This window comes from Xanthomarina sp. F2636L, from assembly GCF_026410195.1.
Lineage (GTDB): Bacteria > Bacteroidota > Bacteroidia > Flavobacteriales > Flavobacteriaceae > Xanthomarina.
Map to the genome: position 1 here is coordinate 581,172 of NZ_JAPMLM010000068.1, position 26,090 is coordinate 607,261.

Annotated in this window: 22 protein-coding genes; 5 read left to right on the top strand and 17 right to left on the bottom strand. The window is 32.3% G+C overall.

All coding sequences use genetic code 11. The annotated features are described in order from the left end of the window. The first annotated feature begins 54 nt into the window (after positions 1 to 54). Positions 55 to 582, top strand: coding sequence for a CvpA family protein (locus OS191_RS10010; protein WP_267155554.1), 528 nt, complete (start codon positions 55 to 57; stop codon positions 580 to 582). On the opposite strand, the gene OS191_RS10015 is transcribed toward OS191_RS10010, so the two are convergent. From OS191_RS10015 to OS191_RS10030, 4 genes are all read right to left on the bottom strand, one after another. Continuing rightward, positions 579 to 2,771 carry a PepSY domain-containing protein gene (locus tag OS191_RS10015; protein WP_267155555.1) on the bottom strand — a complete coding sequence of 731 codons (2,193 nt, stop codon included), beginning with the start codon at positions 2,769 to 2,771 and terminating at the stop codon, positions 579 to 581. The genes OS191_RS10010 and OS191_RS10015 overlap by 4 nt on opposite strands. A 26-nt stretch (positions 2,772 to 2,797) precedes the next feature. Further along, positions 2,798 to 3,280 carry a DUF2271 domain-containing protein gene (locus OS191_RS10020; protein ID WP_267146887.1) on the bottom strand — a complete coding sequence of 161 codons (483 nt, stop codon included), beginning with the start codon at positions 3,278 to 3,280 and terminating at the stop codon, positions 2,798 to 2,800. A 115-nt stretch (positions 3,281 to 3,395) separates the two neighbouring features. Further along, positions 3,396 to 4,868 (bottom strand): ankyrin repeat domain-containing protein, encoded by a 1,473-nt coding sequence (locus tag OS191_RS10025; protein ID WP_267155556.1) that lies wholly within the window; start codon positions 4,866 to 4,868, stop codon positions 3,396 to 3,398. A 4-nt stretch (positions 4,869 to 4,872) separates the two neighbouring features. Beyond that, positions 4,873 to 5,781 carry a DUF6607 family protein gene (locus tag OS191_RS10030; protein ID WP_267155557.1) on the bottom strand — a complete coding sequence of 303 codons (909 nt, stop codon included), beginning with the start codon at positions 5,779 to 5,781 and terminating at the stop codon, positions 4,873 to 4,875. Between the two features lie 104 nt (positions 5,782 to 5,885). Between OS191_RS10030 and OS191_RS10035 the strand changes: the two genes are divergently transcribed. Together OS191_RS10035 and OS191_RS10040 are read left to right on the top strand one after the other, a co-directional pair. Then, positions 5,886 to 8,021 (top strand): TonB-dependent receptor plug domain-containing protein, encoded by a 2,136-nt coding sequence (locus OS191_RS10035; RefSeq protein ID WP_267155558.1) that lies wholly within the window; start codon positions 5,886 to 5,888, stop codon positions 8,019 to 8,021. Positions 8,022 to 8,032: 11 nt separating this feature from the next. Beyond that, positions 8,033 to 9,124, top strand: a complete 1,092-nt coding sequence (locus OS191_RS10040) for an HmuY family protein (protein WP_267155559.1) — start codon at positions 8,033 to 8,035, stop codon at positions 9,122 to 9,124. Positions 9,125 to 9,182: 58 nt separating this feature from the next. Here the strand turns inward: OS191_RS10040 and OS191_RS10045 are convergent, their stop codons facing one another. From OS191_RS10045 to OS191_RS10095, 11 genes are all read right to left on the bottom strand, one after another. Further along, the gene (locus tag OS191_RS10045) at positions 9,183 to 9,809 is read right to left on the bottom strand and encodes a carbonic anhydrase (protein WP_267155560.1); all 627 of its coding nucleotides are present in this window, start codon (positions 9,807 to 9,809) and stop codon (positions 9,183 to 9,185) included. Between the two features lie 231 nt (positions 9,810 to 10,040). Next, on the bottom strand, positions 10,041 to 11,357 hold the full coding sequence (gene nhaA / locus OS191_RS10050; RefSeq protein WP_267155561.1) for a Na+/H+ antiporter NhaA: 1,317 nt from the start codon (positions 11,355 to 11,357) through the stop codon (positions 10,041 to 10,043). Between the two features lie 109 nt (positions 11,358 to 11,466). Then, positions 11,467 to 11,766, bottom strand: a complete 300-nt coding sequence (locus OS191_RS10055; protein WP_267155562.1) for a hypothetical protein — start codon at positions 11,764 to 11,766, stop codon at positions 11,467 to 11,469. 64 nt (positions 11,767 to 11,830) lie between these two features. After that, a complete protein-coding gene (locus tag OS191_RS10060) occupies positions 11,831 to 12,580 on the bottom strand; it encodes a tetratricopeptide repeat protein (RefSeq protein ID WP_267155563.1) in 750 nt (249 codons plus the stop codon). Continuing rightward, positions 12,577 to 14,352: an aerotolerance protein BatD gene (batD, locus tag OS191_RS10065; RefSeq protein ID WP_267155564.1), complete on the bottom strand. Its 1,776-nt coding sequence runs from the start codon at positions 14,350 to 14,352 to the stop codon at positions 12,577 to 12,579. Before batD ends, OS191_RS10060 begins: the two co-directional genes overlap by 4 nt. 71 nt (positions 14,353 to 14,423) lie before the next feature. Further along, positions 14,424 to 15,284, bottom strand: a complete 861-nt coding sequence (gene batC / locus OS191_RS10070) for a TPR repeat aerotolerance protein BatC (protein ID WP_267155565.1) — start codon at positions 15,282 to 15,284, stop codon at positions 14,424 to 14,426. Between the two features lie 121 nt (positions 15,285 to 15,405). After that, positions 15,406 to 16,443: a vWA domain-containing protein gene (locus OS191_RS10075; protein WP_267155566.1), complete on the bottom strand. Its 1,038-nt coding sequence runs from the start codon at positions 16,441 to 16,443 to the stop codon at positions 15,406 to 15,408. Between the two features lie 96 nt (positions 16,444 to 16,539). Next, a complete protein-coding gene (locus OS191_RS10080) occupies positions 16,540 to 17,544 on the bottom strand; it encodes a vWA domain-containing protein (protein WP_267155567.1) in 1,005 nt (334 codons plus the stop codon). Continuing rightward, on the bottom strand, positions 17,544 to 19,205 hold the full coding sequence (locus OS191_RS10085) for a hypothetical protein (RefSeq protein ID WP_416236424.1): 1,662 nt from the start codon (positions 19,203 to 19,205) through the stop codon (positions 17,544 to 17,546). Before OS191_RS10085 ends, OS191_RS10080 begins: the two co-directional genes overlap by 1 nt. 35 nt (positions 19,206 to 19,240) lie before the next feature. Then, positions 19,241 to 20,107, bottom strand: a complete 867-nt coding sequence (locus OS191_RS10090; protein WP_267155569.1) for a DUF58 domain-containing protein — start codon at positions 20,105 to 20,107, stop codon at positions 19,241 to 19,243. 76 nt (positions 20,108 to 20,183) lie between these two features. After that, positions 20,184 to 21,185, bottom strand: a complete 1,002-nt coding sequence (locus tag OS191_RS10095; RefSeq protein ID WP_323370117.1) for an AAA family ATPase — start codon at positions 21,183 to 21,185, stop codon at positions 20,184 to 20,186. 195 nt (positions 21,186 to 21,380) lie between these two features. Between OS191_RS10095 and OS191_RS10100 the strand changes: the two genes are divergently transcribed. Both OS191_RS10100 and OS191_RS10105 read left to right on the top strand, forming a co-directional pair. Continuing rightward, positions 21,381 to 22,133, top strand: coding sequence for an SDR family NAD(P)-dependent oxidoreductase (locus OS191_RS10100; RefSeq protein ID WP_267155570.1), 753 nt, complete (start codon positions 21,381 to 21,383; stop codon positions 22,131 to 22,133). 33 nt (positions 22,134 to 22,166) lie between these two features. After that, entirely contained in the window at positions 22,167 to 23,300 is a 1,134-nt protein-coding gene (locus tag OS191_RS10105; RefSeq protein WP_267155571.1) for an ATP-binding protein, read from the top strand. A 165-nt stretch (positions 23,301 to 23,465) separates the two neighbouring features. Here OS191_RS10105 and OS191_RS10110 read toward each other — a convergent pair whose 3' ends face one another. Continuing rightward, a complete protein-coding gene (locus OS191_RS10110) occupies positions 23,466 to 24,656 on the bottom strand; it encodes a DUF1501 domain-containing protein (RefSeq protein WP_267155572.1) in 1,191 nt (396 codons plus the stop codon). Between the two features lie 2 nt (positions 24,657 to 24,658). Then, positions 24,659 to 26,032: a DUF1800 domain-containing protein gene (locus OS191_RS10115; RefSeq protein ID WP_267155573.1), complete on the bottom strand. Its 1,374-nt coding sequence runs from the start codon at positions 26,030 to 26,032 to the stop codon at positions 24,659 to 24,661. Positions 26,033 to 26,090: the final 58 nt, after the last annotated feature.

Consider the following 26,090-nt stretch of genomic DNA (forward strand, 5'->3'; position numbering starts at 1 on the left):
ATTTCGGATGTTTTCGTTGTTAGTTAAAAAGGAAACATGATTTAAATCTATATTATGGGTGTTATTGATATTATTTTATTAGGCTTTTTGTTACTCGGATTGGTTAGAGGGTTTCTTAAAGGTTTCTTTGTAGAAGTAGCATCTTTAGTCGCTTTAATAGCTGGAATTTATGGCGCCATTCATTTTAGTTTTTATGCTGCTGAAATGTTGACAAATCAAGTTGATTGGGACGAAAAGACCATTAATGTTACAGCTTTTGCCATCACGTTTATTGTGATTGTTCTAGCCATTGCTTTAGCGGGAAAAGCCTTGACTAAACTTGCAGATTTTGCTGCTTTAGGAATTGTAAATAAAATACTAGGGGCTTTCTTTGGAGTTCTAAAAATGACGTTAATTTTAAGCGTTCTAATTAATATCTTCGACAAATTAAACACCACTATTCCTTTTTTGGATGAAGAACATACCGAGAACACCGTGCTATACAAACCAGTAAAATCTGTAGTACCTTTAATATTTCCGTTTGTTATAAAAGCTGAAGAATTAGAATTACACGAACAAAAAGAGGAAAATCAAGACGTTTAATAACAATCCATTTTTAGTTGCTGCCTATTCTGATAATACCCCAAAGGTTTGTTATTATAAGTAGCACAAATTTTCTCTAATACACCTAACACACCTTTTTGCATGGCTAAAGAACCACAGATCATAATAACGCCATTATTTTGAAGCGATTTTGTAATAAATTTAGCATCTTTAAACAAAGCATCTTGAACATAGGTTTTATCTGCTTCTTGAGATAATGCCACTTCCAGTTTCCTTAATTTCTTATCTGAAATAAAATCTTCTACTTGTTTTTGATACAGATTAAAAGACGCCTGAGTTCTTAAACCCAAATACAAATAAGTCTCTATTTGCTTTTTATTTTCGTGAAGCATTCCCAAAAATGGACCAATTCCAGTTCCATTAGCAATCATAACAACTTGAGATGCTTTTTTAGGGAAATAAAACTGACTATTTTTAACAATTCTCGCTTTAAACCTGGTTTTAAGCTCTAAATTATTTAGGTAATTTGACCCTAAACCTCTTTCAAAATGTTTCACACTTAATTGCATATTTCCGTTTACTTTTCCTATAGAGTATAGGCGCTCACGATAATCGTGATTGGGGTATATTGCCAACAAATCGCCAGATTTAAAACGATATGTCTTTTTAGGTTTTAAGGTGATTAGAAATGTCTTGTCCGGGTTTGTTTTTGCTTCGGTTCTTTTTACAACTTTTAGTTTCTTTAAGAGTTTAGGCTTTACTACTAAATCTTGTTTAGATATATTAAATTCTAAACTTTGAGTCTTAGCCCACAATTGTGTCCATTTTTCAAAAGCTTCAACCGATTTATCGTTAATGGTAAATGGTGCTAATTCTTCTTTAAAATAATCGTTAAGCTCAATATTAACATCAAAAGCGTACTTACAGAAATCTGGGTAAGACAGAGAGCCAAATCCAACCACAGAGAATGCTAATTTTTTGTTTTGTTTGGTTGTTTTTAGCAGTTTTAAAAATTTATCAGCATTGGTTGGGGCTTCTCCTTGTCCATAAGTGGCCGTAAGAACAATGAGGTGTTTGGCTTTTTTATAAGTTGTATACTTATTTAATTCTGAAATATAAACCTTCTCTCCTGCTTGCAATAATTGTTTATATAAAGCATTGGCAAACGGTATTGTGCTTCCGTTTTCTGAGCCTACCAAAATAATATACTTTGCCTGATCTTTTTTATATTTATTTTTAAGTTTCGCTTTCCTTCGCTTTAAAGTCATAGCAAATCCAGAATAGATAAAAAATAGGATATTGACACTTGCAATAGCCAGGATTATAGACCAAATAATACTGCCTTTACCCGTATGAAGATTTAAACTTAAGTTAGAGAAAAAGCTAACCAAAGGATATTTCTCTTCACTTAAAATAGTTCCTGTAAACTGATTTACCAAAATTTCTCTGTCTTTTAATTCTATAGTGAAGTAATCTTCTACATCTTCTGAGAAAGGAAACTCAACAGCTTTAACTTGAGACAGTTTTATGTCTTTAAAAACAGGAAACTGGAAGAAGTCCAATTTTGGAGTTTCAGAAATAGCATCAAAATCGATGTTATGAGACGTGGTTACTTTGGGTAAAACATTAAATTTTTCTAAGGATAAATACACCCCAGTAAGGGTGATGATAATAATAGGAATTAAAGACAAACGTCCAAGAACCACATGCCAGTATTGATTGAAATTTTCATTAACAACAGTTGAAAATATCTTTTTGAAACTCCCTTGTCTTTTAACAACCAAAACTAACCCAGAAACAGCTATTAAAAACAAAATAAAAGAGCATAACCCAACAAAAAACCGACCAGTTCCTTTTAAAAACAAAGAACGATGGAAATTAGTCACCCATTGAAAAAACTTAGAAGGTTCTTTTTTATTGGCAAGAAATTGTGCTGTTTCTGGATTAAAGTAACCATTTAAGCTTTTGCCCTCTTTAGTAATAACCGATGCAAAAACAAAGTTGTTAGCATCTACCTGAAGTTCTATAACCTCGGGATAATTATCTTTGAAAACCGTAACTGTTTCAGCTAAACTTAATGTATTAAGATCTGCCACATGATACGGTTGCAGCTTATCTGAAACAGGTTCGAATGCCAGAATTATTCCAGTTACAGATGCTAAGAGAATAAAAACAAAAGAAGATACAGCCAACGCAAGATGGCTATATCTCCAAATGGAAATGGTCATGTTTATTTGTGTTTGTTCAGTAAAAACTAATTAGGCATCATTCTTATATAACGAATAAAACCTGTTCCGTCCTGTTTACTTTTTACATTTTCTGTAGTTAATGGGAACTCCACATCTTTGGTGTAGTACTCTTGATCTTCAACGGCTGTTTCAAAACGAATGCTGTAACCAGCATCAATTTTAGAATCATCAATATCGATTACACTAATGGTTCTAGCGCCTCCGGCAATTGTTGCTCCAGTAATTGCATCTAAATTTGTACGTTTTTTTCCGTAGAAGTTCCACCAATCAGAAATATCGTGATACCACTCGTCGTCGTCTCCTTGAACATAAAGCGTTTTTTCATATTCTCCTTGAGGATTAATCAATGAAATAATTACATAGGCAGCTTCACCTGTATAATTAGTCATTTGGATCATGCATTTGTACTTAGTAGTTTCAGAAAAAGTACTTACAGACAAAAGACCTAATGTGGCAATAGCTATAAGTATAAATTGTTTAATTTTCATTTTAATATTGAGGATTTATTAGATTCATTAAGTAATACCATGACTTCAAATTAAACCCACAAAGCTTTAAATGGCTTAACATTTATGATAGCTGCTTTGCAGGCCTAATAACCAACTAACTACTCAAAAAATCAAAATTTAGTTTTTTCGCTAATAAAATTTCGTTTTCTGAAGCTAAATCGAAGGCTGTTTCTTCAAATTCTGTGAGTTCCTTCTTTTTTGCTCCTTGCTCTATAAGGTATTTTAGAATTTCCATATCTGTAGCACTCATAGCTGCTAAATGAAGCGCTGTATTGCCTTCCTTGTTTTTAGCATTAATATCTACTTTATACTGAGAAACCCATTTTACGAGTTCTAAATTATTTTTAGAAACTGCTAAATGATATAAGGTATTACCATCTTCTTGAACTTTACTAATATCGAATCCCTGTGTTTTTAAAAGTTTTACTTTTTCTTGAAAGTCATCTGAAGGAAAAGCATCTAATAAATAGTATGCTAAATGGTTTCCGTTGGTATCTAAAACCTCTACATTGGCTTTATGTTCCATTAGAAAACTAACCACTTTAGCAGAATTATTAGCAATGGCCAGACTTAAAGCTGACTGTCCTTTATTGTTGACCCAATTAATATCTTTAGTTCCTTTTAATAAAGTTGATATTACCTCTAGGTTGTTTCTACTTGCTGCATGAATTAAAGCTGTATTTCCATTTTTATCGGCTAGATTAATATCTGCACCTTTTTCTATAAAATAGTTTGTTATAGACACATCTTTATTTCTGGCTGCCACAATTTGCAACGGACTAATGCCTTCCTTTGTTCTAGTATTAGGGTTTAGACCTGTACTTTCTAAAAACTTATAAGCCTCTATTCCGTTGGTTTTTCCTCGAGTTCCATAAGCAGCAAAAACAAAAGCCTGATCGTTTCCTTTTATGTTTCTTTCTAACAGTTTATTTAATAAATCTATGTTTCCTGTTTTTGCCACATAATTAAAAACGCCATTTCCTTCGGAGTCTACACTATTTATGCTCAATCCTTTTGAAGTAAAATAATCGATAAGCACAAAATCTGTATCAAAAGGAGCTGCAAGCAATAACGCGTTAGCGCCATTTGGAGTTAGGTCTTTTTCTAGGTTGGCACCATGTGCTAAACAGAGATCGTACACTTGAGTATTTTGTTGCCCTGAGCCAGCTGCAAAATTTAAAATGGTATTGCCTTTATCGTCTGTTACATCTGTTTTAGCTCCTTTTTTTAAGAGATATTCCATAAACGGTACATTCCCCTTATAAGCTGCCCAAAATATATAGGTTCTTCCGTCGTGGGTTAGTTTATTAACATCGTTTCCAGGTTTGGATTGTATATATTCTAAGGTATCATATGAAACATCTTGTAGAATTGCCAATACCACAGCATCAAAATTATTACTATTAGCCTGAGAAATATCATGACCTTTTTTAATATTCTGGTCTATAGTTTCTATACTTGGGTTGGAACTCCAAAACTCACGTTCTAAGAATATATTTTCTTGAGCTATTAATTGTACTCCAAAAATAAATATAAAAACCAGGGTTACTTGTTTGAAATATGTCATGTTATTAAGATTTTACAAAAGCGTCTATAATTGGATTGATTTCTTGAGCAGTTTTATAGTTTTCGTCGTCTAGTATATATTTAAACATCACTTTATTATCAACTTTTTCTTCTAAGATTAAATTAGTGTCTCTAGCAAAAACTTGGTCCCATTTAGCACGAACAACAGCCCATTTTTCTTTATTTTTTTTCCAATAATCTTGGCCTGCTTTGCATCTTTCATCAGCAATCTTAACATAGGTATTATGACCTTTTTCTTGTGCTAGAAGCATGTCTTCTTTTCCTTCTTCACGAATTACTTTGTCGTTGTCTTGATCGTGAATCCATCCATTAGAAACAATTTCATGTCTATTGGTTCTAATTAGCACATTATAATCACTACGTGTTGTGTATTCACGTCTTGCCAAAGGTGCAGCCGTGGTATTTTCCCAATAACTTTTTCCATCTACATGTACCCAAGAGGCAGAACCTTCATAACGAGGACTATCATCTACTTGAAATACTCTTTGTGTCCATTGTCCTTTAACATCTTTTTTTGGAAGCTTAACATATTCCCATTTATTATCATGATCGTAAACATATAAGTCTGTGTTTTCAAATTCCCAATCTTGACGCCAATGTTTAACAATATGTGGACTATCTGGACGACCAACAATTAAAATATGTTGCATGACAATTTTATCTGCATCATTTTGAAGTAATTCTACCCATTCTAATGCTTTATCGTGTTTCGTTTTAGAAGGAATGTAAGTTGAGTCTCCAGAATACTCGAACGTTTCAGTAAAATTAAAGCCCACTTCGTAGCAACCACACATGTCTTTTATGGCTTTTTGATCTTGTTTCTTTTTGTTTTGGGCTTGAGTTTGAAAAATAACTACGACTAATAAAAAAGTGAGGAGTGATAATCGTTTCATTACTAGGGTTTTCTTTTTAAGTGAATTATTTATTTAAAATTTATCTATTCTTATTTAGACTGATTTAAAATAAGATTTTATATTTGCAGCAAATTTAATCAAGAATGAGTCTAAATAAAAATAAAATTCTAATTTATTTTTCACTTTTTTTAAGTCCCATAGTTTTTTCACAAGAGACAGCTGTTGATTCTACCAAGACCGAAGAACTTAATGAAGTTGTAATTACGGGACAATACAATCCACAATCCATCAAGAAATCCGTTCATAATGTGATTGTTATAAATAAAGAACAAATTGAAAATCAAGCCGGAAATAATCTAGCAGATTTGTTGAATTTCAATTTAAATCTAACCATTATTCCAAGTTCTCAAACAGGAAAATCTAGTATCTCATTTTTTGGTTTAGATGCGCAATACTTCAATATTTTAATAGACAATATTCCTTTAGTTAGCGATAATGGCCTTGGAAACAACATAGATTTAACCCAAGTCAACCTAGACGACATAGAACGCATAGAAATAGTTGAAGGTGCTATGGGAGTGGAATATGGAGCGAATGCCGTTTCTGGTGTTATTAATATAATTACCAAAAAATCCATTGATTCTAGTTGGCAAATTCAAGGAGGCATCCAGGAAGAAACTGTTGGAGACGAATACGCATGGTTTGATGCGGGCAGACATATTCAACTTATAAACCTGTCTCATAACTTTAATGAAAAATGGTATGGCCGTTTAGGTTTTAATCGCAATCATTTTGCAGGCTATTTAGATAATAAGCAAGGAAAAGGTTATTATAAAAATGATGGTTTAAGAGGGTACGAATGGCTACCAAAAACACAATTTAATACCAATTCTTTAATTAATTATCATTCGGAGAAGTTTAAATTTAATTATCGTTTTGATTATTTTCATGAAGTTCTTAACTATTATGATGCTACAGTAAGGCCTAACATAGATATTGTTTCGCAAACTTCGAATCCTTCTGCTACCGACAAAATATTTACAACCAACAGGTTTGTAAATAACATAAATATCTCTGGACATTTAAATTCTGGAGCCAACTACAAGGCATCTTTTTCATATCAACAACAACAGCGCGATTTAAATAAGTTCAATTACTATATTTTAAGTCACGAGAAAACCAACGAAACAGATGAAACTTACCAATCTACTAAAATATTTTTCTCTAATGGTACGATAAATAATCTTATTAAAAACGACAAATTCAACTTTGAGTTAGGCTATGAAACGAGATTTATAGATGGGTTCGACACACAAGCAACTGGAGATTATAGCCAATTAGCTAAAAGCCATTCTATTTATAATTTATCCACATATGGTTCTGCAGAATATAGATTTAATCAAAAGCTATCTCTAAGACCAGGATTACGTTACGAATACAATTCTAAATTTCAATCTAAAGTTTTAGGTTCTTTAAGTGCCAGGTATTTAATGAATTATGGTTTTGAACTTCGGGCAAATGTTGGAAGTTCTTATAGAACTCCAAGTTTTGAAGAACTCTATTACTACTTTGTAGACTCTAATCACGATGTACGAGGAAATGAAAACTTAAATCCAGAAAATGGATATACCGCTTTTATTAACTTAAAAAAACGTAGTTGGTTTGATGATATATCTCTTCAAAATGAATTAAAATTTAGTTATATCTCTTTAAAAGATAAAATTGATCTCGCCATTGTAAACACCAGCCCGTTGCAATATCAGTACATAAATATAGATAGCTACAGGCTTTGGGGACTTACTTTAAACAACTCTATAAAATCTAATAACTGGAACTTGAATTTAGGCGCCACTTTGCAAGGGGTTTCAAGAGGATTAGAAAATGAAGTGAATGCTAATGATGATTTTTTATATGCATTTCAAATAAATTCTAGTGCCACTTACCATCTAAAGAAATGGGATACTTTTTTAACCATGCTTTATAAATATAATGGCGCGCAAGAAGATTACGTCGCTTCAGGAACAGATGCCAATGGAAATTCCACCTTTAGCACTGAAACTTTAGATGGTTACACTTGGTTGGATGCTTCTCTTAAAAAGTCTTTTTTCAAAGACGCTTTTCAAGTCACTCTTGGAGCTAGAAACTTATTGAACATAACCTCTGTAGATATTAGAAATTCTAATGCCAGCACAGGATCTCATAACGCCAGTAGCGACAATCTTACTTTGGGCTACGGACGTTCATTTTACTTAAAACTATTATATACATTAAATATTTAAAATCAATTATTATGACAAACAAATTTTCCTCACTCCTTTGTGGAGTATTACTAATTAGCAGCTTTGGTTGCAGTAGTGATGACAACAACGAACCATCTGGACCTATAGATGTAATTATTGAAGGTGCACAAGTAACGCCAGAAGTTGGTGGACCAAACCAACAAAACCAAGTTTATATCGATTTAAGCACAAATACCTCAACAACTGTGCAGCGTGATACTTGGGATTTAGGTTTCTATACTGGATCAGAATTTAGAGTAGCGATAAATGGATCTATTTATATGGCTACGGCAAAATTAACAGAAAACAACATAGATGCCGTAAATTCAAGCAGTCCTGAAGTTCAAGATTTACAGACTAGAGTTGCTGTTGGAACCTTTGCTGCAGAAACTGCCAATTTTATAGATGCGCCTAGTGGAAACATAAATGGAACAGCTATAGAAGCCATTTCTAATACAGATTCTCAAAACAACGTATATCTATTAAATCTAGGTTATAAAGTTGGTACAACCACGCCAGCCAATGGTGCTGTTGCTGTAAACGGTGACCCAAGAGGTTGGATGAAAATACGTGTATTAAAAAACGGAAACGATTATGTACTACAATATGCCGATTTAGATGCCAGCACACATCAAGAAGTAACTATTACTAAGAGTAGCGATTTCAATTTCAACTTTTTTAGTTTTAATACAGAAAGTGAAGTATCTGTGGAGCCAGTAAAGTCTCAATGGGATTTAAACTTTACCGTTTTTACTAATGAAATTGAAGGATATGGAGCTTATGGTTATAGCGATTTTGTAACACATAACACCAAAGGAGGTGCAGCTGTATATAGTTTAAATACTGAAGATACTTCTTATACCTACGAAAACTTCACGCTAGCCGATGTTGATAATTCTAATTTTGTATTTAACGATCAAAGAACCATTGGAGGTACTTGGAGAAATGGTGGGGGACCATCTAGTTTACCATCTTTAAAAGACAATATGTTTTATGTATTACAAGACACAGACGGCAATTTGTACAAACTTCAATTTTTAGCTTTAACTAATGCTGAAGGCGTGCGTGGTTATCCGGAATTTGTTTATAGCTTGTTGGAATAAAAAAAGAAATTTCACAATTATACAAAACAAAAAAGCCACTTTAAAAGTGGCTTTTTTGTTATTCTAAATGATAGATCTCCATAATGTCTTGTAGGTATTTATCAAAGTCAATTTTTAAATCGATAAGTTTTCCTGAATGAACATCAAAAACCCAACCATGTACTTTTAAGCCTCTGTCTCTATTGGCTCTTTGTACGGCTGCCGTTTTAATTAAGTTGACACATTGTTCCTGCACATTAAGTTCCACTAATCTATCGTAGCGTTTAGCATCGCACTCTATATTGCTTAATTCTTCCTTATGAAGTCTATAGACATCCCGAATGTTACGTAGCCACGGATTAAGGATTCCTAAATCGGCAGACTGCATAGCAGCTTTTACACCCCCACAAGCATAGTGTCCACAAACTATTACATGCTTTACTCCAAGATGATCTACTGCGTAATTAACCACAGACATCACATTTAAATCAATACTTATAACCATATTGGCAATGTTTCTGTGTACAAACACGTCGCCAGGACCTAAACCCATTAATTCTTCAGCCGCAACGCGACTATCAGAACATCCAATAAATAATAATTCTGGATTTTGTCCATTACCTAATTCTTCAAAAAATTCGGAGTTAACGGCTAATTTGTCTTTAACCCATTTTTCGTTGTTTTTAAAAACTTTCTCTAATTCCATTAATAGTGTTTTATATATTATTTAAAAATGAAGTTGCGCGCAGCTTCACTTTAAAAAAGTCTTTAAAATTAATTAAAAATGCTCATAAAAAAAGAATTAATTTCAATATGCTGAAAAACAAATGAAATCAATTTAGAATTAAATATAGATGAAAAGCCTAAAAATGAAAAAACATCATAAAGTGAAACCTTCTCTTTCACTATATGATGTTTTAATAATTTCCATTAATTATTACAATCTAGTTACCGTATTTGGTCTATTAGAATTATAGCGTAGGATAAAATATCCAATAATTGCAGAAACCAAAGAGCCTAATAGAATGCCTATTTTAGCTGAATCTACATAAGCAGGTGTCGATCTAAAAGCCAAACTTGCTATAAAAATAGCCATGGTAAAACCTATACCAGCTAGAAAAGCCACGCCCACAATATGTGTTTTATTAATATCTGATGGGATGGTAATCAATTTTATTTTATTGGCTAGTAATACTATGGTAGTTACACCAACACTATTTCCTAAAATTAAACTTAACATAAGTGTAACTACAAGACTCCAATCTATAGCATACGCACTATCAAAAGCAACTCCTGCATTTGCCAAAGCAAAAATTGGAATTATTATAAAGGCGACCCAATCGTGTAATTTATGTTCCAATTGCTGTAATGGCGACTGGTATTTATTGGTCCAATCCTGAAGGTTATCCATTTGAGCAATCTGTTCTGTAGAAAGAATGGGTTTTTGCAAGATAGATGCCTCTTTTAAGTTTTTTGTAATGGTTTCTAAATTATTAACAAAAGACTTTGTGGATATGTTTTGTTGAATTGGTACTGAAAAAGCCAATAAAATCCCGGCCAGGGTTGGATGAATTCCGGACTTTAGGAATAAGATCCAAATAACTACTCCAAAAACAAGGAATAGATATTTTAGATAAAGACCTTTGTAGGAGATAAAGTATAATAAAGCTAACATCCCTAAGGCAATTAGAAGTAAACTTACTTCAATACTACCACTATAAAATATAGCAATTACCAAAACGGCACCAATATCATCCACAATAGCAAATGCCATTAAAAATAGCTTTAAACTTAATGGCACTCTATTTCCAAGTATATTAAGTACAGCTAATGCAAAGGCAATATCTGTAGCCATTGGCACTCCCCACCCATGAGTAGTTTCTGGATTTTGATTGAAAATAAAATAAAACATCACTGGAAAAGCCATCCCTCCAATAGCGCCAACTAATGGAAAGGCGAGTTTTTTAGTAGAATTGAGCTCTCCAATTAAAAATTCTCTTTTAATTTCTAGTCCAATTAAAAAGAAGAAAACAGCCATCAACCCATCGTTAATCCATAGAATTAATGGTTTGTCTATTTCAAAGGTTTCGCTAGTAAAACCTAATTCATATTGCCATAATTCTTGATAGGTATGGCTCCAAGGCGAGTTTGCCCATAATAAAGCTAAAAGTGTTGCCCCTAAAAGCAAAAATCCACTTAAGCTTTCAATCTTAATAAATTTTTGTAATGGGGTTAAAATGGCATTTTTTGTCATCTATTTAAGGTCTTATATTGATTAATTTATAAAAAAAACTGATTACAAACTTATTAGAAAGAGAAATAATCTTTTTTTATTAATATAACATACTGTAAAAATACAAATATTAAGAAGTAGATTCTGGTGGAGGCAATGATGTTTCTAACGAACGCCGAGAGTAATCTATAAAATTAAAATCTAATGGTTTCATTAATTGAAGTTTTATAACAATCATTTCAGAGGAGTAACCATCTAAAAATATCAATTCCTTATGCTTTATTTCATTGTTGGAATAATTTTTACCTTCATTTACACTATAAAACATAGATATATCAACAGATTCATCAATAATAGTTATTATTAAAGGGACCGAAATAAACGAGGTGAAAATAATTGTAAAGCAAAGAGAAATCGTTGTTTTCTTCATCCAATCTTATTAAAAGTGAAGAACAAAGATACAATTCGAGTTTTTTATTTTAGTTAAAGAAAATTTAAAGTGCTTTAATGTCTTGGTTCAAAACCCAACCTGTTTTACCATCTGAAAGCTTAATTTTCTTCCAACTATTAACCGTATCTAATATTTGAACCTTGGTACCTTCATGAAGAATAAAAGCTTCTGTACTACGTAAATTAGGCTCGCTTTTAATCTGGCTTTCCTGAGCAAATATAATAGCTGGCTTGTCTTTTTTATCTAAATTATATTTATGAAATGCAAACATTACAGCCAAACAGGTGACCCCTAAACACAACATACTACTTACAAAAGAGAGACGTTTTTTTGTTGTAGAGTAAGCAAAATAATACGTAAGAAATAAAACTACAAACACACAAACAAAGACCACAGCTGCCTTTGCCCAAATATCAAAACTAAAGGTGTTTGTTAGTTTTTTTATGTAATTAGAGAGTCCAACTTCTGGAACAGTACCAATGGCGTCAATGGTCATGTTTCTTGCAAAAGCTATATTATTCTTAATTTCTTTATCGTTTGGAGCAAGCTTTAATGCTTTTTCATAATAATAAATGCTTGGTGCAATGTGATTTAATTTATAATGCGCGTTGGCTAAATTAAAATACAATTCGGCAGAATGCTCGCCATTTTCTATAATCGCCTCATATTTAAGTATGGCTTGATCAAAATCTCCTTCGTTATAAAGTGCATTCCCTTGTTCAAACAAAGAGGTGTTTTGAGCCAAAGTTGAAACGCTCAATAATATCACAAATATGTAAACTAGATGCTTCATTTAATTTGTTTATCTATTGTTGAAATTGTTTTTGCTGCCTTATCAAAATCTTGTTGCATTTCCACTTGTGTAATGGGCGTATACCGTGCCAATTCGCAATTTTCTAAAATAGACACAAACTCTGTAATTATTTGGTTGTCTACTTGTCTTGTTACTAGTAAATCCTGAATTTTATTCTTAGTAAAATCGCTGGTTTCAATACGTAACTTTGCTTTTAAATAATTGTGTAAGGCTTTTTCTAGAGCCACATAAAAGGCTTCTTTATTTCCAAGAGCTCGTTTAGCTTCACTTAAATAACGTCTTGCCAATTTATCGGCTTTTCTTACTTTATTTCCTGTAATATCAGCATCGCGTTCTTGTTTCTTTTTTCTAACAATTATAGCCAAAGGAATTGCTAAAAGTGGCAGCAATAAGCCTGTCCAGAACCCTGTAGATTTAAAAAAGTGAACTTCTTCTATACTTGTTAATTTGGTACTTGTTTTTACAAATGCAAATTGCTGGTTGGTAACCACAACTGGTTGTTTTGAATTATTAGCAGTAGCAATATTATTGTCTGAATTAGTTGTGTTGGTTGGCCCTTCAAGAACATTAAGAACTATTTCTCCAGAAGAGATACGCTTATAAGATTCTGTTTTTACATCAAAATACGAAAAGCTAATACTTGGAATTGGGTACTTTCCTTTGTATTGTGGCACAATGATATAACTGTCTGAAATACTTCCTTGCATTCCGTTTAGATTGGTTACCACATTTTCAGTGTGTTCTGGCTCATAAACCTCTAAAGAACTTGGTAAATTAAGTTTAGGAAGTTCAAATAATTTTAAGTTTCCATTTCCTTTTACTTCTACTGTAGCCTGTAAAGATTCGGAAGCATTTAATTCCGATTTTGTTGTAATCACATTGAATTCAAAATTTCCAACAGCACCAGTAAAATCTTCTGGTTTTCCTTCTAAAGGTAGAGGCTTCACATTTATACTTCGGCTCCCAGCTGAAATGGTTTTATGAACTTTTGTCATAAGTCGTCCTCCAAAGATATCACGCCTATTCGTTGGCACCTCAATGGTCACATCCAAACTTAAAGGCTCTATTTCCAGTTTCCCAGTTTTTTGAGGATATAATACTGTTTTACGTAATACTACATATCTGTAATTCTCTCCTTTATAAGTTCCGTTTAATACTTTTAAATTTTTAATATCTATATTCTGACTCCAAAACGAATTGTATCTAGGATTATCTATTTCTCTCCAATTGCTTACTCCTGTATCTGGAGATACATAGAGTTTATAAACAACCGTTATAGCTTCGTTTAAATATGGATTCCCATCTGAAACCTCAGCTACCAAATGAATGTTGTTAGATGCAATTGTTTCTGGGTTGTTATCGTCGTTAGGTCTATCCACAGCAGCCGTAACTACAATACTCTGTGGTGTTGTTTTGTAAATTTCACCATCAATTTCTATGGTTGCTTGTTTAATAGTAAATGACCCACGTTTTTTTGGTGACAGAAAATAGCTGTACGTTTTTTTATAAGATCTCTTTCCGTTCATCCAAGACGTGCTAACTGCTTGATTTGGACCACCAACAATTGTAAAGCCTAAAAAATCTGGTGGATTAAAATTATCGCCGTCTTTGTTCATCTCGAAATCGACACGCAATCGTTCATTAATACCAAGTTTTTTCTTGCTTACCTTTGCCTCAAAAGTTACTTGAGCACTAGCTATGCTCGCACTTAATATAATTAGTAATACGGATATGTGTTTTAATAATTTCATTTTCATTAGCCCTTTAAATTTTCGGACATCTTAATCTCAGGTTTTACTTGCATTGTCTAAATCCTGATGGTTTACCAGTCTTTTTCTGTTTGAACCTTTTCACCTTTTTGCTTTTCAGCATTCATTTTTTCTTGAACTTTTTGCTCTTGATTGTTCATGGCTTCTAGCAAGTTCTTAACCTGCTGAGGAGATAATTGTCCAGGCTGTGTCTGTGGCTTTTGTGGTTCTTTTTCCTTATCGTTTCCTTTACCTTGATCTTTATTATCTTCTTTTGGCTTGCCTTGATCGTCTTTCTGGTCATCACCTTCTTTTTTATCTTGATCGCCTTGATCTTTATTGTCCTCTTTATTATCGCCTTCTTCCTTATCTTGGTTATCTTGGTTGTCTTGGTTGTCTTGGTTTTCGTCCTGATTCTGGTCTTGATCTTTGTTTTGATCGTCTTTACTATCGTCCTGCTGTTCGTCTTTTTGGTCTTCTGCACATTTTTTAGCTAAAGCCAAATTATAACGTGTTTCATTATCTGACGGATTGTTTCTTAAGGCATTTTTATAAGCATCAACAGCTTCTTGACATTTATTTTCTTTCATCAAGATGTTGCCAATATTATGAAAAGCTTTATGTTTTTCTTCTTTTGAAGTTGCATTTTTTGTTGCTTGTTGCAAACGAAATAAAGCTTCTGTATTACTTCCTTCTTGAAAATATGAAGTCCCTAAATTATAAGCTCCAGCAACAGATGAAGATTGTTCTGAAAGTGCCTTACGATAAGCCATTTCAGCTGATACAAAATCATCGTTAACTGCTTTTTCATTGCCTTCATACACAAAATTGTTCGCCTTTTTTAAAGCCAACAACTGTTCCTTCTCTTTGTCTTTTTCTTGAGCAAAACTAGAAACTGAAATGATTGCAAGTATGTAAAATAGTAATTGTTTCATTGTAAATTTAATCGTCTTTCATTTTGCATTTTAGCAACCTCTAATATATAAAACTGTTGTATTTCTTATAGTTAAAGGTTTTATAAAGTTTAGCCTCATCTATAAGTGATGTTTTTTACTTTTATAGGTTTTCGTTGAATAAATTCAATTTCTTTAGCCAAGACGTTTTTCGTTCTAATAAAAAGATATCTATAAATAAAAAAGCAATTGCGAAAGCTAAAAACCATTGAAACTGATCTTTAAAATCGGCAAATTGTTTGGCTTCGAATTCTTTTTTATCCATTTTGTTTAAAATATCTCTTATGCTCTCTACAACCTCGTTTGTGTTTCTTCCGTTAATATAAATTCCATTTGCTTCTTTAGCAATGGCTTTAAGTGTGCTTTCGTCTAAACGTGTAATAACTGTTTCGCCATTAGAATCTTTTTTATAATTTAAAACAACGCCATTTCTTTTAATAGGAATGGGACCTCCTTTTGTGTCTCCAACTCCAATAGTGAAAATTTGAATCCCTTCTTCACTAGCTTCATTAGCTACTTTTGTAGTGCCTTCACCATGATCTTCACCATCAGAAATAATTATTAATACACGATTGGTTTGCTCGTCATCATCATAATAGGTTTTTGCTAATTCTATGGCGTCTTTAATTGCAGTTCCTTGTGAGGATAACATATCTGTATTCATGCTCTGGAGGAACATTTTGGCAGAAGCATAATCTGTGGTAATTGGTAATTGAGGAAATGCTTTTCCGGCATAAGCGATAATTCCAACACGATCGCTAGCCAGATTATTGATGATTTGCGTAACCAATTGTTTTGATTTCTCAAGTCTGTTTGGCGCAATATCTTCAGCCAACATGCTTTTAGATACATCAATGGCAAAAACCACATCCACACCTTCACGCTTAATGGTTTCTAATTTTGTACCAATCTTAGGGTTTACTAAAGCTATTGCTAAGGAAGCCATAGCCAAACAGATAACTGTTAACTTTAAAATACTTTTAAAAAGCGATTGATTTGGACTGAGCCTTTTTAAAAGTTGTTTGTTAGCAAATTTCTTTTGAGCATGACGTTTCCAGATTTGAAGCACCAAAAAGAATAGGATTATTACTGGAATAACCGCTAATACCCAAAACCATATTTTTTCTTCTAATTGATACATTTCTCTAAAATTCCAATATTAAAATCCCAAATTCCAAAATCACTTTTTGATTAGGTAGGGTTTATTTTTCTTTGCTCTTTTTTCTCTTATCTTTTGTTAAACGAAGCTCCTAAAAATTGTAAATCTCAATAATAACTCGAAGAGTAATAACATGCCAGCCAATAAGACTAATGGTCTGTACTTTTCTTCGTAGTTGTAATATTTAAACTCTTCGATATCTGTTTTTTCAAGCTTGTTTATTTCCTCATAAATTTCAGCTAGCTTTTTATTGTCGGTTGCTCTAAAATATTTTCCTCCAGTAACATCAGCAATTTCCTGTAAAAGTTTTTCGTCTATTTCTACCTGTGCGCGAACATATTGAAAATCACCATTATCCAAAAGACGCATGGGTGTTAATGCCATGCCATTTGTTCCTATTCCAATGGTGTAGGTTTTTATTCCAAATTCTACAGCCAACTCACTAGCCGTTCTAGGCTCTATAAATCCTGAATTATTAACTCCATCTGTTAGTAGGATAATAATTTTACTTTTAGCCTTACTATCTTTTAACCGGTTTACTGAAGTGGCCAAGCCCATTCCAATGGCAGTTCCTCCTTCAATAATCGTACTATATTTAATACTTTCTAAAGATCGAAGCACAATAGCTTTATCACTAGTTATTGGTGTTTTTGTATAACTTTCTCCAGCATATTCCACCAACCCAATTCTATCGTTTGGTCTTTCTTTTATAAACTCTGCTGCTACTTCTTTTAATGCTTCAAGTCTGTTTGGTTTTAAGTCTTTTGCCAACATACTTGCTGAAACATCAATTGCCATAACAATATCTATGCCTCGAGTGGTTTTGGTTTTTGTAGATACATCGACCGTTCTTGGTCTGGCCATAGCTGTAATTAATAATGCTAATACTAATAAGCGTAGAACAAATAGTAAGTGTTTTAATTTTGGTAAAAAAGAACTTCCTGTTTTAAAACCTTTCAAACTGGACATTTTAAGTTCAGCTGTTTGCTTATTGAACTTAAAAACATACCATAGAATGGCTAATGGAAGTAATAAAAACAACCAGAAAAATTCCTTATTTAAAAATTCAATCCCTTCAAACATTATTGATTTACTTTTTTAAGCTCTATAGAGTTTATAATTCGTTCTGATATTTTTTCGGCATAGCTATCATCTGTAGACCATGTAAGTAAAATTTGCTGTAGCACATCTTTATTATCCGAAGCAAATTGAAGCAAGACATAATTAGCTTCTGTAAAATCTTCAGAATGTAACATAGGTATTTTTAAGGTTCCAAATGTTTTTAGACCTTCGGCTCCATTTGGTGTGGAAAATTTTTCCTGTTTTACAAAAATATCAGTAACACCTTTTTTCTCAAGATCGGTTATACTTTCTGCTGCTACTTTTGCTAGATCCACTTCCTTCTTTTCGGCGTCCTGTCCTTGATTTTGGAAGGTTGTGGTACTCACATTTATATACATGTTATCTTGAAGGATTCCTGATGTAAATGCTGTGGTATTTAATTTGGTTTTAACATCTTCTGGAGCTGAAGGATTGTCTCTTTTTAATACTTGAGGCGTTGAAATATCAATTGGTGGTACGCCATATTCACTTCTAACCCATGAGCCTTCTAACAATTCTTTACTATCGTTTCCAAGAAGTGTATCTGTTACATAACCAAATCCATATTTTATTCCAAAACCTACAAATATGGCAATTACAACTAGAACTGCTGCCACACTTGTTAGGATCACTTTTCTGCGTTTCTTTTTACGTTCTTGTGCTTCTTTATATTGTTGGTTGAGTAGTTTTTCTTCTTCGGTTGGTTCTGGAAGAACTTCTTTTACATGATCTATTTCTAAATCGATGGTATTTCTATCTAATTTTGCTAACTCAACATCTGGTGCAGATTTTGCAAACTTTACTAAATCCGCACGTTTAAAAATGCTTTCTAAATTTTTAAGCGTCTCTTTACTTATATCTATTTTGTTGCCTTCTTTTAGTAGATTCAATCTTGAAATCAACTCATCTGTAGTGCTTTCTAATGCACGATCGTAAACCTTTTCGTCTATATACCTTCTAATAGCGAAAGTTAATTCAGAATAATACTCTTTAATTTCAGAATTCTCTAAATAATGACTCTCATCCAATTTCCTTAAAGCTAACTTGGCACGTTCGTAAGGTGGTAACAAAGCTATTTCTTCGGCTTCAGTTAATGGCTTTTTTCGCCATAAAAACCAATATAACAAACCACCAACAAGAACTATAAATGCAATTATTATTAGGAGTGTTTTCCACCAATTACCTGCACTTTTTTCAACTTCAATTAGGGGTTTAATATTATATAGTCCTTGTTTTGTTGTATCTACTACAATGTTGTTTACAAGCACTTTTAATGAATCTGTAAAAAATGTTTTATCTCCAATTAGAATTTTTTGTCTTGGAATGGTATAATTACCAGAATCGAATTGGGTTAGGCCATATTTTTTAATTAGCTGGAATCTGGCATCTTTTTTAGTAGTATCTACTTTATAAGATTCTATCATTTCAAGTGGCATGAAGGTTTGACCTTCTGGAAACACAACTAAGTCTGTAGAATCTGTTTCAACTTGAATATGAAACGTTATTTGCTCTCCAATTTTAATAGATGTAGAATCTATAGATGATGAGATATCTTGTGAAAAAGAAATATAAGAAAAAAGAAAAAAGAATATAGAAAACAGGCTCCATGCCTTATAATTAAAGCTTGAAGTGAAAAAACTCATAAATCTAAAATCGTTAATCATAAGTCGTTAATCTTTTAGCTTCTTCTTTTAAAATATCCTAATAACTTTTTCACATAACTTTCGTCCACACGACAATCTAAAGAACCTGCTCCAGATTTTGTAAAGCTGTCCTTAAAGTAAAGGACTTTATCGTTGTAAAATTTGCTATAATTCTGTCTTACAGATTTTGAAGATGTATTTATTAATAGATTCTCTCCTGTTTCTGCATCTTGCATCTGTACCATTCCCAAATTTGGAATGGCTTCTTCGCTTTTATCGTACACTCTAATTCCTGTAAGATCGTGTTTTTTAGCAGCTATTTTTAAGGTTTGATTATAATCGTCTGCAATAAAATCGCTTAAAAGAAACACAATGGCTTTTTTCTTCATCACGTTCGATAAAAACTTTAAAGCTTCTGCAATATTGGTTTGTTTACTTTTAGGCTTAAACTCAATTAATTCACGAATAATGCGAAGTACATGCGAACGTCCTTTCTTAGGTGGAATATATAATTCTATAATATCTGAGAATAGAATTAATCCAATTTTATCGTTATTTTGGGTTGCTGAAAAAGCTAAAGTTGCAGCAATTTCAGTAACAATTTCGTTTTTAAATTGTTCTTCTGTTCCAAATAATTCTGAACCCGAAACATCTACCATAAGCATCATAGTGAGTTCGCGTTCTTCCTCAAAAATTTTAATATGTGGTTCGTTGTAACGAGCTGTTACATTCCAATCAATGTTTCTTACATCATCACCATATTGATACTTTCTTACTTCAGAAAAAGTCATACCACGCCCCTTGAAGGTTGAATGATATTCGCCTCCAAAAATATGATCAGACAAACGACGTGTCTTAATCTCAATTTTTCGTACTTTTTTTAGTAATTCTTTAGTATCCATTTTTTAGATTCAAGATTTAATATTTAAAATTCAAAGTCGCATAACTTTGAATTTAGAATTTGAAACTTTGAACTATTTAAGGTACTTCTATTTCGTTTATAATTTTATTGATGATTTCTACAGATGTTATATTTTCGGCTTCGGCTTCATAAGTAATACCTATTCTATGACGAAGCACATCGTAAACTACAGCTCTTACATCTTCTGGAATTACATACCCACGACGCTTAATAAACGCATAACATTTAGCAGCTGTTGCAAGGTTAATACTTCCACGTGGAGACGCTCCAAAAGAAATTAATGGTTTTATATCGGCAAGTTTATATTTTTCTGGATAACGTGTTGCAAACACAATATCTAAGATATATTTTTCAATTTTCTCATCCATGTAAACTTCACGAACGGCTTTTTGTGCATTTAAAATTTGTTGGACAGAAACCACTGGGTTTACTTTTTCGAAGGCACCTTTTAAATTGGCACGAACAATTAGCTGCTCGTCTTCCATTTTAGGATAGTCGATGACTGTTTTTAACATAAAACGATCCACTTGAGCTTCTGGTAATGGATAGGTTCCTTCTTGTTCTACAGGGTTCATGGTAGCCATTACTAAAAATGGTTTGTCCAGAATAAAAGTTTCGTCTCCAATGGTTACTTGTTTTTCCTGCATGGCTTCCAGTAATGCAGATTGCACTTTTGCTGGAGCTCTATTTATCTCATCAGCCAAAACAAAATTTGCAAAGATTGGTCCTTTTTTAATCTTAAAGTCGTTTTCCTTCATATTGTAGATTAAAGTACCCGTTACATCTGCTGGCAATAAATCTGGTGTAAATTGGATTCTACTAAAACTACCATCAACGGCTTGAGCAAGTGTATTAATTGCAAGAGTTTTTGCAAGTCCCGGAACACCTTCCAATAAAATATGTCCTTGGCCAAGTAAACCAATAAGCAACCTTTCCATCATGTGTTTTTGACCTACAATTACTTTGTTCATTTCTAAAGTAAGTAAATCAACAAAAGCACTTTCTCTTTCAATCTTCTCGTTAATCGACTTAATATCAATTGTACTTGTATCTTCCATCATTTTTATTTTTTTAAAGTCTCGAATATAGCATCCTTAATTGAGCCATGCAAATTGTTAATTTTTTTGCTGTTTAGCTGTTAATAATTGGTTAAAAATTAACACGTTTAGATAACTTTAAGACTATTATCTTTTATAATTTTAAAGTTCAAATAAAAGTTTTTCGTAAAAGCAGAAATATAAATAATATCTTCAATGAAAAAAATAGCCTTAATAACAGGAGCTACAAGTGGAATTGGCAGAGCAACAGCTCATGAATTTGCCAACCATGGTATTCATCTAATACTATGTGGACGAAGACAAGAACGCTTGCAAACCATACAAGACGCATTACAAAAACAAACCGAAGTTCACATTCTTAATTTTGATGTAAGCAACAAGATTGAAACCATTAAAGCCATAGAATCTCTTCCAAACGAGTTTAGAAATATCGATATTTTAATCAATAATGCTGGAAATGCACATGGACTAGATCCTATACAGACTGGAAACTTAGACGATTGGGATGCTATGATGGATATAAATGTAAAAGGTTTGCTGTATGTTAGTAAGGCTGTTATTCCACAGATGACAGAACGCAAAACGGGACACATTATTAATATTGGCTCTTCGGCAGGGAAAGAAGTTTATCCTAAAGGAAATGTGTATTGTGCCACCAAACATGCTGTTCTAGCTCTTACTGAGGGTATGCGAATAGATTTAAACGACTTTGGCATAAAAGTAAGCGCTATAAACCCTGGTTTGGTTGAAACAGAATTTTCTCAAGTACGGTTTAAAGGAGACGCTATTGCCAATAATGTTTATAAAGGTTATAAAGCCCTACAACCACAGGATATTGCTGAAATTATATATTTTGCTATTAGCAGACCTGCTCATGTTAATATTGCCGATTTATTAGTATTTCCAACCGCACAAGCTTCGTCGACTATTGTAAAAAAAGAATTTTAATTAAAAAGATTGCCTCTTTCAAGGGTAGTGAACATGATCAACAAGCGCCTACTCATAAAAAACCTATTAGCTCATAACGATGAGAATAGCTTTTACGATAAAAAGCGTATGATTGATATTGGCCAAAAAGAAGGAAAAGCCAAATTTTTAAAGCATGTTTGCGCACTTTCAAATAGTAACCCAAAAAATAACTCCTACATAGTTATTGGGGTTGAGGACGAAGACAACCAAATAATTGGTGTCGATTTTTTTGATGATAGTAAAATTCAAAACCTCATCAATGCCTATCTAACAAATCCTCCAATTGTTCAGTATGAAAACATTCCTTTTCCGCACTTACCAGATGACAAAGTGGTTGGGTTAGTAACTATTAGGTCGATAGACAAACTCACCACGCTTCGTAAAAATATTTGGAAATATTATGGTGGCTCTGTTTTTTTTAGAGATGGAAGTATGAGCATGCCCAAAGTGTTCGACATTGAGATAGAAGATGTAAATTCCAATATTGTAACAGCCATTGAAAACAATTCCCAAAACAATATTGAGCACACACTTGATGGGGTTTTCGATTTTTTAAAAACAAGACAAGATTTTAACCCAAAATATAAAGTGTTTAAAGAGTATTTTGTATTGTGTTGGTCTGGACAAAAAAAAGAAGTTAAAGACGAAGTTTTTTACTCTCGTGTAGATATTAAACTTATAAACGAACAGGTACGTTTGTTCTATTCTACATTAGACGATGTATCTATTTCTTATGATGAAAATTCCTTTAAAATTATTGAATATGTGAGTTTAGGACTGCAAAACTCATACAAATACTATCCTTTAGAAGAAACCGTTATTCAGTTTTCTGATAACGTAAGTTATAATATTGATACCACATTAATTTTTGAAGCACCACAATACGATAAAAAAGCACTTCATCATATTTACAATGCCAACAATGCTATTTTAGAAAAACTTAAGAAAGGGCTTGTTCTTAATAAGAACGAAAAAACCGACTTAAAAAATCTTCCTGCTACTTACCTTATTTGTTATTTGAATTTGTTTCACGAAGCCATAGATAAGCTAAACGAAACCAAACCTTTTTTAAAAGCATATGGAGATGAAACCTACCTACTATATAAAGAAGCTATTCGGATTTTAAGAAAAGTAAAGTATAGTTAAAAGTTAATTATACATAAAAACCTACCATTTATACAGTAGTTACTACCAACTATAATTTAATCTATTATTGAAGCTCTTTTTTTAATACTTTCGTTTTGCTATTAATCAATTACCATAACAACCTTGTTTTACAAACAGTCTTATCTGTTTTTAAGCAAGGTTTTTTTATATAAAATTAAGTTGGTTAAATTTATTAAGCAAGACAGTTTCATGGTTTACATCCAGCCATTTATTTAAAACCGTTGCATAAATATCTCTAAAGTCTATTTCAAATTTAAGATCTCCATTATTATCTAAATCGCTTAAACTGGCTAGATTATTATAGACTCCTGGTTTTTTTAAATTCCCTCCAATTACAAAAAGCGAATTGGCAGAACCATGATCGGTTCCATGTCCTGAATTTTGTTGAACACGTCTTCCAAATTCAGAAAAGGTTAAAATTAAAGTGTCTTTAAACGTATCTTTAGACTGTAGGTCTTTTACAAATGCATCTATTCCTTCAGCATACATTTTTAATAGTCTTTTATGAGTGTTTTCTTGGTACACGTGTGTGTCAAACCCATTTAACGAGCCATAATAAACTCTGGTTTTTAATCCTGAATTAATAAATTGAGCTGTGGTTTTAAGCTGATTTGCAAAAGAATTGTTTGGATAATCTATAGAAGATGAAACGGTTTTACTCGTTTCATATAAATACTTTGCAGAAGACTCTGCATCTATCATAGTTTTGTATAAATAGCCTAAATTATGCTCATTTAAATGCGCTTCTTTATAGTGTTTAGAAACGTTTTTTAAGTATGGATCTTGTGTTGTTTTATAAAAATAGTATGCGTTTTGAACGGCCATTCCATTTTGATTTTCACCTTTTAAAGCTAAAGATAAACTTTGATCTAATTCCATAGCATCGTATGGTTGCTTTCCAAATTGATCCAAATATCTGCCAATCCAACCACTTTGTAAAAATTGATTAGAACGACTTGCTGTTTGCCATATATCTGTAGCTCTAAAATGCGACCTGTTAGGATTTGGATACCCAACATTATTAATAATGGATACAAAACCTTTATCGTATAACCTTTTAAGGGATTGCAGACTGCCATGCATAGCCAAGTCTTTATCTAAATGAATAATATCATCCTTTTTTAAACCAATAGTTGGTCTGGCTCTATGATAATTATCATCTCTAAAAGGTACAATAGTATTTAAGCCATCATTTCCTCCAGTAAGTTGAATAATAACCAACCTTTTATAACCTGTTTCAGTTGATATATGATTGCTAAATGCTTTTACAAAACTTGGCACAAAAAACAAGCCACTTGCCAACGATGAGTTTTTTATAAATTTTCTTCTATCCATAACTAACACATTTGATATTCTGGCAAGGACATTAACTGCACACAATAATCCTGTTTATTATTAATACTCAAAGTTTCTAAATAATCTTGAGTTCCTTTATTTATAGAACATTGTAAAATGTATTGGGGTAACTCTTTGGTTGATACATTCTGATAATTAGACTTAAAAGCCAACCAGTTAGATGACGTTTTAAATTGTGTATTTGTAGCTTTTCCTTTTTTGTAGGCATTAAATGAATCATAAAATTCGCCCTTTTTGTTTGTTGCTATTTTAGCATTGGATAACAATATGGAAGGTAATTTTAAACGTAACATTAAGGTATTACTATCTATCCAATTTTTTCCACCTTTCCAACCTGCAACATTTGGTGGATAAAACAAGATTTGTCCTAACATTCTTTCAATTCTAATTAACTGATCTGTATTTTTAAAACTTAATGGAGTTACTTGCGAGATTCCTGCAATTAATTCAATGGGAGATTTTATTTTATTCCCAATATGTTCTTCTGAATAAAACCAATCTTGAGAAAACATAAAATGTAAAACCGATTCTATATTATAGTTTGGGTAGAATACCTGAGTCATTTCATCAATGTGGCTTTGGTTAATTTGGTTATTAACGAAATAACGATATAATTTTTTACATATAAATTCTGCTGATGTTTTTTGGTCTAAAATAATGTCAATAATATCGTCTCCATCATAACGTCCAGCTTTTCCAAACACATATTTGAATTCGTTATTATGCTGGTTGTCGTTAAATTCAAAACTACCCTCAAAATCGTAATTATAACCTGTAAAAGCTTTGGCAGATTCCTTAATGTCTTTTTCGGTATAATTACCAACTCCAAGTGTAAACAACTCCATTAATTCGCGAGCAAAATTTTCATTTGGAGTGTCTTTCTTGTTTTGTTTTAAATCTAAGTATTCTATCATTGAAGGTTCTCGTGAAATAGCTTTTACAAAGTCCCTAAAATTGCCTAAAGCATGTTCTCGAAGTGTATTATTGTATTTTTGAACATACATAATCATTTTATCCTGACATGCAAAATGATTGGCCCAAAACAAAGTCATTTTTTCTCTTAAAACACTATCAGAATATAAAATAGCATCTACCCATGCATGATTTAATTCCTTAATTTTATCTCTGCTATTTTTAATATAAGCCCTTTGAATTTTTTTACTTTTTGTAAATTGTTCGTAAGTAAGGGTATCGAAATCACTTGTATCTATTAGTAGTGGAGCATATTCTTTAGATTGAAAAAATAAATCAGCGACTACCTCTTTCCTAGTTTTTGAAGATAGAAATTCTAAGTGCTTTGGGTTGATTCCAAATCCAGCTCTCCAATACAAATGTTGAATTTCTTTCTTGTTCATAGGTTAAAATCTAATTGTTCTATCTGTATAATAATATACGCAAAAACCCTTCCAAATA